Origin of the sequence: Pseudomonas sp. MWU13-2517, from assembly GCF_023242545.1 — a bacterium.
Lineage (GTDB): Bacteria > Pseudomonadota > Gammaproteobacteria > Pseudomonadales > Pseudomonadaceae > Aquipseudomonas.
The window spans coordinates 118,053-133,428 of sequence record NZ_JALMFA010000017.1 but is presented as its reverse complement, the minus strand read 5'-3'; the positions used below and the strand labels follow the sequence as shown (position 1 = coordinate 133,428).

Genomic DNA, 15,376 nt, shown 5'->3' with positions numbered 1-15,376 from the left:
TTTGATTGGGACAGTTTCGGCAAGGCTAGGCGCGACGTTCGCCGAGGAGAATCCGGCGCCGGGGCAATTGAGCGATGCGTATGACGCAACGATCTCAGTGTTGCCGATGGCGCAAAGCGCCATTGCGCGGTTTGGCAATACCGCCCCGCGCTTCTCTTCTCTACCCTCGGCGATACAAGTCCCTCGCGGGTTCCATGGACGAATGAAGGGTGACGTGATGAAAGCCAGGCAGCTATGGATAGGCGCTGCAGTGCTCGCTGCGGCAGGCGGGATAGGCGCTGTGTTGCTGATGTGGCGCCCGGCGATCGCACCGGCCGAACCGCCGCAGCGTTTCGATTCCGCACAGGTAGCACAGGGTGCGCGGGTAGCCGAAGCCGGCGACTGCGCGGTCTGCCATACACGTCCCGGCGGCCAGCACCTGGCCGGTGGATTGGCGCTGGTGACCCCGTTCGGCACGCTCTACAGCACGAATATCACACCGGACGCCGAGACCGGCATTGGCCAATGGTCATTGCCGGCCTTTGAACGGGCAATGCGCGACGGCGTCTCGCGCGACGGGCACTTGCTGTACCCCGCCTTCCCTTACGTGCACTACCGTCGCCTGACGGAAGGGGATATCAGCGACGTCTATGCCTATTTGATGAGCGGCCCCGCCGTGCACTCGCCAGCCATGCCGAACCAGATGAAATTCCCGATGAACATCCGGCCATTGGTGGCGTTCTGGAATCTGCTGTTCCTGCATACAGACCCCTTGACGCCCGTGGCGCAGCAATCTGCGACCTGGAACCGCGGACGCTATCTGGTCGAAGGCCCTGGCCACTGCGCAGGCTGCCATTCTGCGCTTAACCTGCTGGGCGCCGAGAAAACCGCTCAGCACCTGGCGGGAGGGCTGGTCGACGGATGGGAGGCGCCTTCTCTGCTGGGTATGGCCAACCGTGCCCGGCCCTGGAGCAGCGAACAGTTGGTACGGTACCTGCGTGCTGAAGTTGTGGAGGGCCATGGCACCGCCGCCGGGCCGATGCGACCGGTCAGCCTCAGCCTGGCCAACCTGCCCGCCAGCGATGCCCAAGCCGTTGCCGAATACCTGCTGAGCCTCACTGACCCCGCACCGCCCCTACCCGCCTCGGCGGCCACACGCCCCACCGAGGTAGCCGAGCAGACGCCTGGCGCCCTGTTGTTCGAAGGTGCCTGCGCGGGCTGCCATGGCCCCGCCGCGCCGATGCGAGAGATTGATGGGCGCCCCGCTCTGGACCGCACATCGGCCCTGCAGGCAGCCAGTGCGCGCAACTTTCTCAAGACGGTGCTCGACGGCGTGCCTGCCACACCTGGGCGACCCGGGCCGGTCATGCCGCCTTTCGTTGCCAGCCTGGACAACGACCAGCTCGCGGCGCTGGCTGCATTTCTTCGCGAGCAGGCCAAGCCAGGCCAGCCTTGGACAGACCTTTCTTCCACTCTTCTCGAGTTACGTCAGGAGGCGCAATGACCCAAATGACCCTCAACGTCAACGGCTCGCCCCATTCGCTGGAGCTCGCGCCCGACATGCCATTGCTGTATGCGCTGCGCAATCATCTGGGGCTTAACGGCGCCAAGTATGGCTGCGGTTTGGGACAGTGCGGTGCCTGCACCGTGCTGGTGGACGACCAGCCCGTATTTTCCTGCCTGACACCCTGCACAGGGCTGGAAGGCAAGGCCATCCGTACGGTCGAGAGCCTGGGCACGGCGGAGCGTCCCGGCCCGTTGCAAAAAGCCTTTATCGAGGCACAGGCCGCTCAATGCGGATACTGCATCGCCGGCATGCTGATGCGCGCCCAGGCGTTGCTTGAGCGCACGCCTCATCCGGACGAACACACCATTCGCGAGCATATGGCGAGCAACCTGTGCCGCTGCGGCACCCACTTGCGGATCATCGACGCCATCAGCCGTGTCGCCAGGCAAGACAGGAGCGCCCCATGACTCTTCAGCATGAAGTTGATCAGGGCCGCCGCGCTTTCCTGCGCGCTGGCGCGTTGGTGCTGACATTCACACTGGTGCCGGCAGCGCGCCATGCGCTGGCCGACAGCGAAGTCGATACGCTCGGCACTGTCGTGCTGGCACCCGATCTCCCAGGCAGCCTGCGCACCAACCCCTACCTCGATGCCTGGATCCGCGTCGACGCCGAAGGCATCACCGTCTACACCGGCAAGGTCGAATTGGGTACGGGGGTGAAAACGGCCCTCCTGCAGATTGCCGCCGAACGCCTGGATGTCCCACCGAGCGCGATCCATCTGCTCACCGCGGATACTGCCCTGACACCCGACGAAGGTTATACGGCCGGCAGCCATAGTATTTTCGACAGTGGCACGGCCTTGTTCAATGCGGCGGCTCAGGTTCGCGAGTTGCTGCTGGAGTCGGCGGCGCGCAGTTGGGGAGTCGAAGCCGCCCTGCTGACCACCCATGAGGGCGTCATCCAGGGCCTGGCCGGACAACGGATGACATATGCCCAGGCCGTCAAGGGCGTCGACCTGCACCATTATGCGAAGGCGCGATCACCCTCGATGCCGGCATCCGCTTTCAAGCTGATCGGTCATTCCGTTGCGCGCCTGGATATCCCGGCCAAAGTCAGTGGCGGCGCGGCGTTCGTCCAGGATCTGCGCCTGCCCGGCATGCTGCATGCCCGCGTCATCCGCCCACCACGGCCTGGTTGCGTCCTTGAAGAGTTCGATAGCGAGTCGATAAAGGGGCTGCCCGGGGTGGTGCAGGTGGTGCGCGACGGCAACTACCTGGCCGTGGTGGCGCGAGATGAATGGCAGGCCATTAAAGCGATGCGCAGCGGGTACGAGCTGGCCCGCTGGAGCGGCGCAGCGGCGATCCCCGAACCGGATGACATCCACTCACTGTTGACACGCCTGCCGGCGCGCCGCTATCCGATCAGCCATGCAGGCAGCCCGGCGGCCGGAGCCGGCGTGAGTTATCACGCGCGCGTCACCAAGCAGTACCTCATGCACGGTTCCATTGGTCCGTCCTGTGCCGTGGCCTGGTTCAAGGATGGCACGCTCACCGTGTGGACCCACACGCAAGGCGTCTACCCTTTGCGCACAGGGATCGCCGAGATGGTGGGGCTGGCCCCGGCGCAGGTGCGCTGCATCCATATCGAGGGGTCCGGGTGTTACGGCCACAACGGAGCGGACGACGCGGCAGCCGATGCCGCGCTGATTGCGATGCGTGTTGCAGGCACGCCGGTGCGTGTGCAATGGATGCGCGAGCAGGAAAACCTCTGGGAACCCTACAGCAGTGCCATGCTCACCGAGGTCCGGGCCAACCTCGATGCGCAGGGCAAATTGCAGGACTGGGCCTATGAATTGTGGACGACGCCGCACAACGAACGCATCGTGAATGCCGGCAGACTGATTCCCGCACGGCTGTTGGCTCGGCCATTCGTCTCCGCGCCGTCGGTTCCAATCGCGCAGCCCGAAGGGGACGGCGATCGCAATGCGGTGCCGCTGTACACCCTGGCATCCAACCGCATCGACATGAACTTCGTGACCAGCATGCCGTTTCGCACATCGGCCATGCGTTCACTGGGGGCGCACATCAATATCTTCGCCATCGAAGCCTGCATCGATGAACTGGCCATCCAGGCCGGCACCGATCCGGTTGCCTTACGCCTCGCCCATCTGGCAGACCCGCGAGCCCGTGCGGTGGTCGAACGCGTCCGGGACGCCAGCGGCTGGCCGCATAAAGGCAATGAGCCGGGCGCCGGCATTGGCTTCGCGTTCGCCCGCTACAAGAACATCATGGGGTACTGCGCAATTGCCGTACGTTTGCAGGTACATCCGCAAACCGGCGAGATTCGGCTCGATCACGTGATAACAGCCGTGGACGTGGGCCAGATCGTCAACCCCGATGGCCTGCGCAACCAGGTGGAAGGCGGCATCGTGCAGTCCGCCAGTTGGACCTTGTATGAAAAAGTCGGCTACGACCCGGGCGGTGTGCGCAGCTACGACTGGAGCGGTTATCCGATCCTGCGCTTCACACAGTTGCCCAGGCAGGTCGACGTACATTTACTCGATCAGCCCGGACAACCGTTTCTCGGGGCAGCCGAGATCGTCCAGGGCCCCATGGCCGCCGCCATCGGCAATGCCATAGCGAACGCCACCGGCCGGCGCTGGCTGAACCTGCCCCTGACGCGCTCGGTGCAGCAGGCATGACCTGAAGTCGGCACCCGGTCGAAGCGTTGCGTTTCACGCAATGCAGCATAGGGCCATGTCTGGATTATCACGCACGGCCCACCGGATTAAGTTAGTGCCCAACAGGAGGAAAATCCCATGTCCGGCACTGCATCACCATCGCATCATCAACGCCGCGCCCTTGTCATAGGCGGCTCACTCGGCGGCTTGTTCGCCGGCAATCTGCTGCGCACCGCGGGGTGGGACGTAGACGTGTATGAACGCTCGGCACAGGACCTCGACAGCCGAGGTGGCGGCATCGTATTGCAGCCCGAGGTGGTCGAGGCTCTACGCCAAAGCGGTTGCGAGCTTTCTCTCAGCGAACTGGGCGTGCGATCAGAGTACCGAACCGTGTTTCGTCCGGACGGCTCGATACGCAGTCATTCGCACATGCCCCAGGTCCAGACGTCCTGGTCATTGATCTACACAACACTGCGCGATGCCTTCGGACCTGAGCACTATCACCGGGGCCAGACCCTGGCAAACATCGATCAAACCAAACCCGGGCTTGTCAGTGCCGTCTTCGATAGCGGGCATGCAGCACAGGCGCAGCTATTGATTGGCGCCGACGGCGGAAGCTCGACGGTACGTCGACTGCTGTGGCCGGACAGCCAGCCAACCTATGCAGGCTACGTGGCATGGCGAGGTCTCGTCCCCGAGCACGCCGTACCCGCCGGAGTGCGCGAAGAAATGTTCGGCACCTTCAGCTTTGCCAACCACCAGGGCTCACACATTCTCGGTTATCTGGTACCAGGTGCCGATAACGATTTACGGCCGGGCCACCGACTCTACAACTGGGTCTGGTATCGGGTCGCGCCCCTCGACATCCTCCCGCGCATCATGACCGATGCGGACGGCCACGAACGTGGCTTTTCGGTGCCGGAAGGCCGGTTGGCCCCGGCCTGGCGCGATGACTTGTTCGAACAGGCCGACGCCCTGCTGCCTCCCCAGTTCCGCGCCATCGTACAAGCGACCCGGCATCCTTTTGTCCAGGCAATCCGGGACCTTGCCGTCGACCATATGGTTGACCGCCGGGTATTGCTGCTCGGTGATGCCGCCGCCATACCACGGCCACACACCGCAGCGAGTACCTCGAAGGCTGCAACCAATGCGTTAGCTCTCGGCTCCGCCCTGCGTGCTTTCCCCAACGATATTGATCGGGCGCTGCGCAACTGGGAGCACGCTCAAGTGGCGCTGGGGCGGCGACTGCGGATCCAGGGTACGGAAATCGGCAATCACCTGCTTTTCAACCAGGCCCCGTCCGCCTGAGCACTCACGGCATCCCGCTCGATGCCCTCCCAAGGAACTGTTCATGACTCAGCACCTGTTTCAACCCATTACGGTTGGCCCCTACACACTGGCCCATCGCGTGGCCATGGCCCCTTTGACCCGGTCCAGAGCCGGACAGCCGGGCGACCTTCCAACCGCCCTGAACGCCGAGTATTACCGACAACGCGCCAGTGCGGCCTTGATCATCACCGAAGCCACGCAGATCTCCCGCCAAGGTCAGGGCTATGCCTGGACCCCGGGAATTTACAGCGAGGAACAGGTGCAAGCCTGGCGCCAGGTGAGTACACACGTCCACGAAGCCGGAGGGCTGATCTTCATGCAGCTGTGGCATGTGGGGCGTGTCTCGCACCCCAGCTTCCAACCCGATAACGCCCTGCCGGTTGCCCCCAGCGCACTGCCGGTGCCAGGCAAGACGTTTATCATCGATGAAGATGGCAAGGGTGTCTGGGGTGATGTCCCCGTCCCGCGAGCCCTGGAAACCTCGGAGATTGCGCAAATCATCGATGACTATCGTCGCGCCGCGCGCAACGCCTTGAGAGCCGGCATGGACGGCGTTGAAATCCACGCGGGCAACGGTTATCTGCTCGACCAATTCATCAATAGCAACAGCAACCAGCGTGAGGACAACTACGGCGGCAGTGTGGAAAATCGCGCTCGCCTGCTGTTGGAAGTCGTAGAGGCTGTCGCCGATGAGGTGGGAGCCGAGCGAACAGGTGTACGACTTACGCCCATGGGCCGGTTCATGGGAATGGGCGATGCGACCCCCGAAGCCACGTTCGGCCACATCGTGGGCGCGCTGAACCGCTTGCCCCTGGCCTATCTTCACTTGGTGGAACCTGCCGTGGTGGGCACCGTCAAGGACGAGAATTTCGATCCCCGCTGGGACGCAATCATCAGTCAACTTCGTACGCAATGGAAAGGCGTGCTGATGATTGCCGGTGGTTACGATCCGAAAACGGCAGAACGCGCATTGGCCGCCAACCGTGCCGACATCATTGCCTTTGGAAGGCCGTTCCTGGCCAACCCTGACTTGCCGCGGCGGATCCGTGACGGGCTGGCGCTCAATGCGTCGGACCCCAGCACCTTCTTTGGTGGCGATCAGCGCGGCTACACCGATTATCCCGTCCATCCGTAGGTGCCAGCACTGACGCCGGATGGCTCCAGCCTGGTGCTTTGTGCTCCCAAACCAGTGCTGGACGGGTGCCGACTCGACGAGTGCTTCAGCGTTTAGCGCATGCCGGATTTTGCAGCGTTGCCTGGGCTGGCGGCGTCAACTCAGGAACTCCAACCCGCGCTCGTCGATCACTGGAACGGTTTCCAGCAGATAACGCTTGAAGCTCTCCAGCGCCGCGTTGTTATTGCTGCGCGCGGGCCAGACCAGGTAGTAGCTGTCGCCGGTGCTGACCGCCTTGTTGTAGGGCAGTACCAGTGACCCCTTGACCAGTTCGTCGCCCACCAGGGCCAGGTCGCCGATGGAAATACCGCGGCCCTGGATGGCTGCGGAGATGCCCAGTTCCAGGGTGTCGAAAATTTTGCCTTTCTGCCAGGACACCGCCGACATCAAGCCCACTCGTTCCAGCCAGCGTTGCCAATCGCGCCGGTCACGGGACGGGTGGATCAACTCCGCGGAGAACACCCCTTCACCACTCAGGTTGTGCTGCTCCAACAGGCTTGGCGAGCAGACCGGTATCAGCCATTCGTCAAACAGCTTGATAAATTCAAGGTCGTTGGAGAACCGCCCGTTGCCCAACAACACTGCGCAGTCGAACGGCTCGACATCGAAGTTGACGAAATCGACGTCCATCCACTCACTGGACAATTGCGCCTGCTCTATATCATTGCCTGCATTGAACTCATCAAGCACATGCAGCAACCAGCGCATTGTCAAGGTCGAGGGCGCCTTGACCCGTAAGGTTTTCTCCTTGCGGCGGGTGACGGTGCAGGCATTCTCGATCAGGCGAAAGCCTACTCTCAGCTCTTGAGCCAACAATCGGCCGGCCTGGGTGAGGAAAATTTTCGGCCCTTTGCGCTCGAACAACGCGCAGCCAAAATGCTCTTCCAAGGCCTTGACGTGCCGGCTCACGGCACTTTGGGTAATGAAGAGGTTGTCGGCAGCCTGGGTGAAAGAACTGAAACGCGCGGCCAATTCGAAGGCACGCAATGCGTAGAGCGGTGGCAGTCGGCGCGTCCCTTGATCAAGCGCATCATGATTCATACTCATCCTTACCCATCATTTTTTTCCGTTTTTAAAGACAGTGCGGTTGACGAATAATCAACCGTACAAATAAGCGACAGACTTATTAGTCATTTCAAGCGCAACCGAACCCAACTAAAAAATCAATCATGCTTGGCATGCGCCTAACCTCTGCGGCCTTTAATATTTTTTAAACACACAGCAGATCCTTCACCATGCCTAATTTCAATCAACTCCTGTCTTCCAGTATCCAGCAAGCAAAGCTCGACCAGACGACCGAATCCGACATATTGAATTTTCGTTTATTTGGTAATAAAAAAGGCTTCCTGCATTTAAAAAACCTGCCCATCGGCAGGGTTCCGCCGACACCCAGCGATCGCGCCAGCCTGAACAAAGAATGCACTATCAGTGAACAGATCATCCTGAAAGCGACGGCCATGCTGGGCGACCCGATCGGTTATATCCAGGAATCCAACGGCGCTATCATCAACAACTTCTTCCCGCATAAAAAATACTCCAAGGGTGCCAACTCCGACAGCTACGATTGCGAGTTGGAACTGCATACCGAAAATGCCTTCCATGCTGTGTCTCCGGATTACCTGGTGCTCTTTTGCCTGCGCCAGGACCCCGGCGCCCAAGCCGCAACCTTCATTAGTTCCATCGATGGCATTCGCGACATCATTACACCGGAAGACCTGAATTATTTCCATGAAGAAAAGTACAACTTTCTGTCGGACTACTGCGAGACGGAAAAAAACTGCCGTATTGATATAAATCAAAAACAGACGGTTCTATACGGTGACCCCGAATCGCCCTATTTCCGATTCGATCCTCAATTCATGGTCGCACACAGCAAACACGCGCAACTCAAACTTGAATACTTGCGCAAGGCCGCCTGGGAAGTCGCCCATCCGGTACACCTCAAGGCCGGCGACCTGTTGATCATCGACAACCGTAAAACCGCGCATGCCCGTAGTGCTTTTTCAGCCGGCCTGGATGGCCGTGATCGCTGGATCCAACGCACGTTCGCGGTGGCCGGCTATCGCTACTACGCGCAACGCCTGGGCAACAACAACCGCGTACTGGACCTGGTAACCACCCTATGAGCATGCTGCACCTGACCTTTGCCCTGGCTGTGTTTTTCCTGATCGCCTCGCCCGGTCCGGTGGTGGCCCTGGTCATCTCCGATGCCAGGCAAGCCTGGCCTGCCGCTACGATCACGGGCGGCGTGTTGTCCGCCCAACTCTTGCTACTGATCACCCTGGCGCTCATCTATACCGCGCTGGATGTCAGCCCGGTGCTGCTGAACTGGGGTCAACTGATCGGCGGACTTTATTTGGCCTGGTTGGGGGTGTCCAGCCTCCTGGCCAGCTCGGACAGCGTTGCGACGGTGCAAAAAGGTCAGCGTCACTTTTTCTGGCGCGCCCTCAAAGTGGGCTTGTCCAACCCGAAAGACATCCTGTTCTTCCTCGCTTTCCTACCTGGGTTCATTGACCCCAATGGCGACTTCATTAAACAGGGCCTGATCCTCGCACTGATCTGGGGTGTGATCGACGTCACGATCCTGCTGATCTATGGCGCCATCTCACGCCAGCTGTTGTCCTTCGCGGCGGCCCAGAAAATCATGGCCAAGGCGCCCAGTGTATTTCTGCTGGGCATCGGCCTGTTGTCCGGAGTCATGGGCACACAGCGACTGATGCAGGGATAAAACATGTGCACACAGCCGGCAGTGACGTTCGATAGGACGGCCGGGCAAGTAGACAATATCACTGTGCCACCATTGAGATTCATGCTAGGGCACCGTTTAGAAACATGCAACCAAAGCTTGGGCTTTCATACCGCTCTACCCCCGTGAGGCTTGCTCTTCAACCGACGCAACCGCTGCGACAATCCTCAACCGAAACATGACGGTGAAATAATGAACTCTCAAACCTTGTTCCCTCTCATCGGTAAAGTCATCGCCAGTACTGGCAGCCGCCATTTCTCGCGGTTTTTGCATGACCTGGTACTGACCAAGGTGCCCGTGGATGCCACGCACATTACGCACATCCGCATAAAGGGCGCCGATGGAACACGTGCAGAACCCAACGGTAACGGTGCAGAGATCCTGAGCCCGGAGCGCATGTCCTCACTGATTGAAGCCGATCAACAAACAACACCTGCGTCACCGACCGCCCCTCTGGTGCAAGAGCCGCTGATTGCTCAACCCATGGCCGGTTTTTCAGCGTCGGCCGACACGGGTGCAAAACACGACCTGGCGCCCATCTCGTTCAGCTCCCAGTTGCATCTGAAATCCCGTAAAAAAGAATACTTTTATATAATTTCGTTCTATCGCGCACAGGCCGATAACTTCTCGATGCAAGAGCAAATAATCCTCAAGGACTTCTCCTTGCTGTTGCTGGCGTTGGTAGAGAAGCACATTAACGCGATAAATTCTCAAGGCATTCCCGACAAAAATATCGCCACTGAAGGGCTTGTCCCGCAAAACCGGGACATGGATTCCCTCCGTCAGCGTTTTGAGGCCCGCCTGCTGCAGTCCGGCTTGAAGCTGTCCAATCGCGAAAAGGAAATCTGCGCCGGCCTCCTGGCGGGACGTACCGCGCCTGAGCTGGCTGAAGCGCTGGAACTCAAAGTCAACACGGTGGAAAGCTATTTGAAACGCGCGGTGATCAAAATGGGCATCAGCGGGCGCCATTCGCTGATCCGTTGGATGCATGCCAACCCAGGCAGTCCAGCCGTTACACGCCTGCAATAAAACTGTCTTGTTTAATTATTCAAGAGCGTCATTCCAGCAGAATTATTTTGTTCTGAGCGCGCCGTTCACGTACAACTTTCACAGTTCAAGCACACACGCAGAATTATGCTTTTACTTGCACTTGGTTGACATAGATTTCAGGGACATCCCCCGCCTGAACCGATAGCGGCCGCTGCTGCCTTCCTTCAAACTAATCAGGGTCATAAGTTAACTTTACAGTGCTCATTCAACAGGCTGTTCAGCTAACTTTGCGGCTGAGTTTCTTTGCCAGGCCGACAGTCATACGGTCATATAACCGACCCACCGATTACTGCCCTGAAGAACTGTCGTTATCAACGACACGCCGTCTCTTGTTCCATCAACTATCCAGCGCTGCGCTTTGCCGCAGCCGATGAGTACATGATTATGGAAGAGCTGAGTTATCTGAAGAAAGTCGAGTCGAATGCACGCACTTATGCAGCCACTTTTCAGCGCCTGTTCGTCAGCGGCAACGGCGTATGGGTCAAGGATGCCCAAGGCAAGGAGTACCTCGACTGTCTGGCCAATGCCGGCACCCTGGCCCTGGGTCACAATCCGCCCGTCGTCAAAGAAGCGGTGCTGGACTTCCTCGGCACCGACCAACTGCAACAAGCCCTGGACCTCGCCACACCGGCCAAGCACGCCTTTGTGCAGGAACTGTTTTCCCAGTTGCCGGCCGCCATGCGCGACACCAGCAAGATTCTGTTCTGCGGCCCCAGCGGCTCGGACGCAGTGGAAGCAGCGATCAAACTGGCGCGTCATTACACCAAGCGCTCGGCGCTGATGGCCTTTCACGGCGGCTATCACGGCATGACGGCCGGCGCGCTGTCGGCCATGGGCAATCTCAATCCGAAAAGCATCCCCAGCGTCACCGCACAAAACACCCACTTCCTGCCCTACCCGTACCGCTTCCGTTGCCCGTTCGGCACCGACGGCGAGCAGACGGATCAACTGTCAATCGACTATATCCGCACCGTACTCTCTGACCCGGAAGGTGGCGTTACCCGCCCCGCCGCCGTGCTCGTCGAAGTGGTGCAAGGTGAAGGTGGCTGCATTCCCGCCTCGGCTCAGTGGCTGCGCGGATTGCGCGAGATCACTCGCGAGCTGGGCATTGTGCTGATCATCGATGAAGTGCAGACCGGCCTGGGCCGTACCGGCAGCACCTTTGCCATCGAACATGCCGGTATCGTCCCCGACATCCTGGTGCTGTCCAAGGCAATCGGCGGCGGCTACCCGCTGTCGGTAATTGTCTATGCCGAACACCTCGACACCTGGGGCCCCGGCATGCATGCCGGCACGTTCCGCGGTAATCAGATCGCCATGGTCGCCGGGCGCGCCACCATGCGTCACATCCAACAGGCCAATCTGGTTGAAAATGCGGCCGCACGTGGCGCGCAACTGCTGGCTGGCCTGCAGCAGATCGCCGGGCGTCATGAGCCGATCGCCGATGTGCGGGGGCGCGGTCTGATGATCGGCGTCGAGGTCACCAAGTCGCGAACGGACGGCCGGGTGGGCCTGGGCGATGGCACGCTGGCGCGGGCGATCAAGCTCAATTGCTTCGATAATGGCCTGATTATCGAAACCGGCGGTCGCCACGGGTCGGTCCTGCGCTTCCTGCCCGCCCTGACGATCACCGAAGCCCAGGTGGGCAACGTACTCGATCGCTTTGAAGACGCGGTCAGCACTGCCACCGCGCACCGCTTGCAGAGGGTCGGTCAGTCCGCCTGACCACCGGCCGCAAAAAAGCCCGCCAACCGTCACCGGTGGCGGGCTTTTTAATACCTCAGTCCCGCGCGAGGGCTTCGATCGGATCCAGCCGCGCCGCGTTGCGGGCAGGTACGAAGCCGAAGATGATGCCAATCAGGCTTGAACACACGAACGCGGTGACAATCGACTCCAGGGAAAACACCATCTGCCATTCCTTGATCACCAGGGAAAATACAAAGCCGATACCGAACGACAATGAGATACCGATCACCCCGCCGATCAGGCAGACCATCACCGCTTCCACCAGGAACTGTTGCCGAATGTCCGACTGACGCGCGCCCACCGCCATGCGAATGCCGATTTCCCGCGTCCGCTCGGTCACCGACACCAGCATGATGTTCATCACACCGATGCCACCCACCACCAAGGAAATCAAGGCGATCAGCGACAGCAGCAACGCCAGCGACTGGCTGGTCTTCTGTACCGTCTGCATGATGCTGTCGAGGTTGTAGGTGAAGAAGTCCTTGGTACCGTGGCGCTGCTCCATCAGTTTGACCACGTTGGCCTCCACCACCTTGCTCGGCTGCCCATCCTTGATCCGCACCGTAATGCTATCCAGGTAACGCTGGCCCAGCAGGCGCCCGGCGGCCGTTTCGTAAGGCACCCAGACATTCAATGCCTTGCTGGTGTTGAAAATGTTTTTATTCTCCGCCGCCACGCCGATCACCGTGCACGGCAGGTTCCCCACCAGGATGATCTGGCCCAGCGCCTCGACATTCGGCCCGAACAAGCGGTTGCGGGTATTGTGGTCAATCACCACGACCTGGGCCTGGCGCGTGTCATCGTCCTGGCTGAAGGCGATGCCCTCGGCGATCTTGATCCCGCGGACCTGGAACGAGCTTGCACTCACGCCGTTGACCGTGGCATCCACGTCGATATTGCCAAAGCGCAGCAACAGATTGCGCCCCGCATTGGGCGTAGCGCTGTCGATGTAATGCAACTGGCTGAGGGCGGTCACGTCGGACAACACCAGGGTTTCGATGGCCGAGGCATGGCTGTCGCCAAAGTCGTTGCCCGGATAGATATCGATGGTGTTGCTGCCGATCGCCTGGATATCACTGAGGACATAACGCTTGGCGCCTTCGCCGATGGCCACGATCGACACCACCGAGGTGATGCCGATCACAATGCCGAGCATGGTCAACAATGTGCGCATGCGGTGCGAAATCAACGCGATCCAGGCCATCACAAAGGCTTCCTTGAACAGCCCCAGGCTCGCCACCAGACGCCGCCCCGGGTTGGCCTTGAGCTGGGTAGCAGCGGGCGGCGCCACCTCGACGCCGACGCGCTCGTTAACGCGGTCACTGAGTACCTCGCCGTCGCGCATCTCGATGATCCGTTCGGCATTCGCCGCAACCTTGGCGTCGTGGGTCACGATGATCACCGTGTGCCCCGCCGCGTGCAGCTCCAGCAAGATATTCATCACCTCCTTGCCGCTGGCGGTGTCGAGGGCACCGGTCGGTTCGTCGGCGAGAATCACCTCGCCACCGTTCATCAAGGCCCGCGCGATACTCACCCGTTGCTGCTGGCCCCCGGACAACTGGCTGGGACGGTTGACCAGGTGATTGGCCAGGCCGAGCCGCACCAGCAGTTCCTTCGCGCGGCTGTGGCGCTGAGCTTCCGTCACACCGGCGTAGATCGACGGCATCTCGACGTTGTGCATGGCGCTCAAGTGCGGCAGCAAGTGATAGCGCTGGAAGATGAAACCAAAATGGTCACGACGCAGTTCCGCCAGCTCGTGGTCCGCCAGGTCGCGGGTTTCACGGCCGTTGATGGTGTAACTGCCCTCCGTGGCGTAGTCCAGGCAACCGAGGATATTCATCAGCGTCGACTTACCCGACCCCGAGGCGCCGGTGATCGCCACCATTTCTCCGGCGTTGATGGTCAGGCTGACATTCTTGAGGGCCATGAAGGCCTTCTCTCCCGCCACAAAGCTGCGGCTGATGCCTTTGAGTTCCAACAAGGCTTGAGTCATTGTCAGGCCCCCGCCACGGCAGGCGCCGGATCGCCGATGACAACTTTGTCGCCCTCCGCGAGGCCATCCTTGATCTGCGCCTTGACGTTGTTATTGATCCCCACCTGCACGTTGCGCTCCTGGGCGTGGCCGGTCTCGTCAATCACGCGCACCACGTAGGAGCCGTCGGCATTGCGCTTGCCCAGCGCCGCCACCGGGACCATCAGCACATCTTTGGCGGTGTCACGCACAATCCGCACCTGGGCGGTCATCGAAATACGCAGGCGGTGCTCCGGGTTGGGCACATCGAACAAGGCGTTGTAGAACACCGCCGTGTTCTGCTTGGCGGTACCCGCGGCCTGGGTGTCCAGGTAGTTTTGCGGTGCCGGTTCGGTGCCGCGCAGCTTGGCGTAGTAGCGCTTGTTGGCTTCACCCAGGATGGTGAAGTACACCTCCTGGCCCGGCTGGATATGGATCACATCCGCTTCCGACACCTGGGCCTTGATGGTCATGGTGTCCAGGTCCGCCAGTTTCAGCAGCACGGGCGCCAGTTGTTCGGCGATCACGGTCTGGCCTTCCTGGGTGACGATGCCGACCACATCCCCGTCAATTGGCGCGACGATACGGGTGTAGCCCAGATTGACCTTGGCGGTGTCGATCTGGATACGTGCATTTTTCAGTTGGGCATCCAGGGCCACCAGATTGGCGCTCTGCACCAGGTAGTTGGATTCGGCGGTCTCGAAATCCTGCCGGGAAATTGCCGCATCCGATTGCAGCTTGTTGTAACGCTCCCATACTGCTTTGGTCTGGGCGACCTGCGCCGCCGTAGCCTTGCGTTGGGCGTCCAGATTTTCCTCATTGACCTGGGCCTGGCGCAGGGTGTTCTGCAACACCAGCGGGTCGATCTCGGCCAGCCACTGGCCCTTCTTGACCTTGTCGCCGAGCTTGACCTTCAGTGACTTCAATTGGCCGGAGACTTGCGCACCAACGTCCACCTGCTTGACCCCCTGCAAAATCCCGGTGGCCAGCACTGAGTTCTCGATTTCGCCGCGCTCGACCTTGGCGGTCAAATATTCGGGTGGCTCGGCAGGTGATTGCACCGAATAGACAATCATCCCGGCCACGACAGCCAGACCCACGCCCCAGAAAACCTTGCGAAACTTCGACTTTTCCATAGATGACCACTAATACGT

12 protein-coding genes are annotated in these 15,376 nt (G+C 60.4%); 9 read left to right on the top strand and 3 right to left on the bottom strand.

Features of this window, described 5'->3' with window-relative positions; translation table 11 throughout:
- Nucleotides 1-217 precede the first annotated feature (217 nt).
- The 5 genes from M5B97_RS23250 (at nt 218) to M5B97_RS23230 (ending at nt 6,630) form a co-directional block, all read left to right on the top strand.
- The gene (locus tag M5B97_RS23250) at nt 218-1,483 is read left to right on the top strand and encodes a c-type cytochrome (RefSeq protein WP_248732770.1); all 1,266 of its coding nucleotides are present in this window, start codon (nt 218-220) and stop codon (nt 1,481-1,483) included.
- On the top strand, nt 1,480-1,953 hold the full coding sequence (locus M5B97_RS23245) for a (2Fe-2S)-binding protein (protein WP_123717932.1): 474 nt from the start codon (nt 1,480-1,482) through the stop codon (nt 1,951-1,953). Before M5B97_RS23250 ends, M5B97_RS23245 begins: the two co-directional genes overlap by 4 nt.
- On the top strand, nt 1,950-4,187 hold the full coding sequence (locus M5B97_RS23240; protein ID WP_248732769.1) for a molybdopterin cofactor-binding domain-containing protein: 2,238 nt from the start codon (nt 1,950-1,952) through the stop codon (nt 4,185-4,187). Before M5B97_RS23245 ends, M5B97_RS23240 begins: the two co-directional genes overlap by 4 nt.
- Nucleotides 4,188-4,304: 117 nt before the next feature.
- Nucleotides 4,305-5,474, top strand: coding sequence for an FAD binding domain-containing protein (locus M5B97_RS23235; RefSeq protein ID WP_248732768.1), 1,170 nt, complete (start codon nt 4,305-4,307; stop codon nt 5,472-5,474).
- A gap of 43 nt (nt 5,475-5,517) precedes the next feature.
- Nucleotides 5,518-6,630, top strand: coding sequence for an alkene reductase (locus M5B97_RS23230; RefSeq protein ID WP_248732767.1), 1,113 nt, complete (start codon nt 5,518-5,520; stop codon nt 6,628-6,630).
- Nucleotides 6,631-6,765: 135 nt separating this feature from the next.
- Here M5B97_RS23230 and M5B97_RS23225 read toward each other — a convergent pair whose 3' ends face one another.
- A complete protein-coding gene (locus tag M5B97_RS23225) occupies nt 6,766-7,716 on the bottom strand; it encodes a LysR substrate-binding domain-containing protein (RefSeq protein ID WP_248732766.1) in 951 nt (316 codons plus the stop codon).
- A gap of 188 nt (nt 7,717-7,904) precedes the next feature.
- Here M5B97_RS23225 and M5B97_RS23220 point away from each other — a divergent pair, with 188 nt between their 5' ends.
- From M5B97_RS23220 to M5B97_RS23205, 4 genes are all read left to right on the top strand, one after another.
- Nucleotides 7,905-8,795 carry a TauD/TfdA family dioxygenase gene (locus M5B97_RS23220; protein WP_123717927.1) on the top strand — a complete coding sequence of 297 codons (891 nt, stop codon included), beginning with the start codon at nt 7,905-7,907 and terminating at the stop codon, nt 8,793-8,795.
- Nucleotides 8,792-9,397: a LysE family translocator gene (locus M5B97_RS23215; RefSeq protein ID WP_123717926.1), complete on the top strand. Its 606-nt coding sequence runs from the start codon at nt 8,792-8,794 to the stop codon at nt 9,395-9,397. Before M5B97_RS23220 ends, M5B97_RS23215 begins: the two co-directional genes overlap by 4 nt.
- Nucleotides 9,398-9,607: 210 nt before the next feature.
- Complete coding sequence (locus tag M5B97_RS23210; RefSeq protein ID WP_248732787.1) at nt 9,608-10,444, top strand: LuxR C-terminal-related transcriptional regulator; 837 nt, start codon at nt 9,608-9,610, stop codon at nt 10,442-10,444.
- Between the two features lie 405 nt (nt 10,445-10,849).
- The gene (locus M5B97_RS23205) at nt 10,850-12,190 is read left to right on the top strand and encodes a diaminobutyrate--2-oxoglutarate transaminase family protein (RefSeq protein WP_248732765.1); all 1,341 of its coding nucleotides are present in this window, start codon (nt 10,850-10,852) and stop codon (nt 12,188-12,190) included.
- A 55-nt stretch (nt 12,191-12,245) separates the two neighbouring features.
- On the opposite strand, the gene M5B97_RS23200 is transcribed toward M5B97_RS23205, so the two are convergent.
- The gene (locus tag M5B97_RS23200) at nt 12,246-14,204 is read right to left on the bottom strand and encodes a MacB family efflux pump subunit (RefSeq protein ID WP_248732764.1); all 1,959 of its coding nucleotides are present in this window, start codon (nt 14,202-14,204) and stop codon (nt 12,246-12,248) included.
- 2 nt (nt 14,205-14,206) lie between these two features.
- Nucleotides 14,207-15,358 (bottom strand): macrolide transporter subunit MacA, encoded by a 1,152-nt coding sequence (gene macA / locus M5B97_RS23195; protein WP_134661254.1) that lies wholly within the window; start codon nt 15,356-15,358, stop codon nt 14,207-14,209.
- Nucleotides 15,359-15,376: the final 18 nt, after the last annotated feature.

Coding starts and splice junctions, on each gene's coding strand:
- M5B97_RS23250 (WP_248732770.1), top strand. CDS start 218: ATGAAAGCCAGGCAGCTATGGATAGGCGCTGCAGTGCTCGCTGCGGCA.
- M5B97_RS23245 (WP_123717932.1), top strand. CDS start 1,480: ATGACCCAAATGACCCTCAACGTCAACGGCTCGCCCCATTCGCTGGAG.
- M5B97_RS23240 (WP_248732769.1), top strand. CDS start 1,950: ATGACTCTTCAGCATGAAGTTGATCAGGGCCGCCGCGCTTTCCTGCGC.
- M5B97_RS23235 (WP_248732768.1), top strand. CDS start 4,305: ATGTCCGGCACTGCATCACCATCGCATCATCAACGCCGCGCCCTTGTC.
- M5B97_RS23230 (WP_248732767.1), top strand. CDS start 5,518: ATGACTCAGCACCTGTTTCAACCCATTACGGTTGGCCCCTACACACTG.
- M5B97_RS23225 (WP_248732766.1), bottom strand. CDS start 7,716: ATGAGTATGAATCATGATGCGCTTGATCAAGGGACGCGCCGACTGCCA.
- M5B97_RS23220 (WP_123717927.1), top strand. CDS start 7,905: ATGCCTAATTTCAATCAACTCCTGTCTTCCAGTATCCAGCAAGCAAAG.
- M5B97_RS23215 (WP_123717926.1), top strand. CDS start 8,792: ATGAGCATGCTGCACCTGACCTTTGCCCTGGCTGTGTTTTTCCTGATC.
- M5B97_RS23210 (WP_248732787.1), top strand. CDS start 9,608: ATGAACTCTCAAACCTTGTTCCCTCTCATCGGTAAAGTCATCGCCAGT.
- M5B97_RS23205 (WP_248732765.1), top strand. CDS start 10,850: ATGGAAGAGCTGAGTTATCTGAAGAAAGTCGAGTCGAATGCACGCACT.
- M5B97_RS23200 (WP_248732764.1), bottom strand. CDS start 14,204: ATGACTCAAGCCTTGTTGGAACTCAAAGGCATCAGCCGCAGCTTTGTG.
- macA (WP_134661254.1), bottom strand. CDS start 15,358: ATGGAAAAGTCGAAGTTTCGCAAGGTTTTCTGGGGCGTGGGTCTGGCT.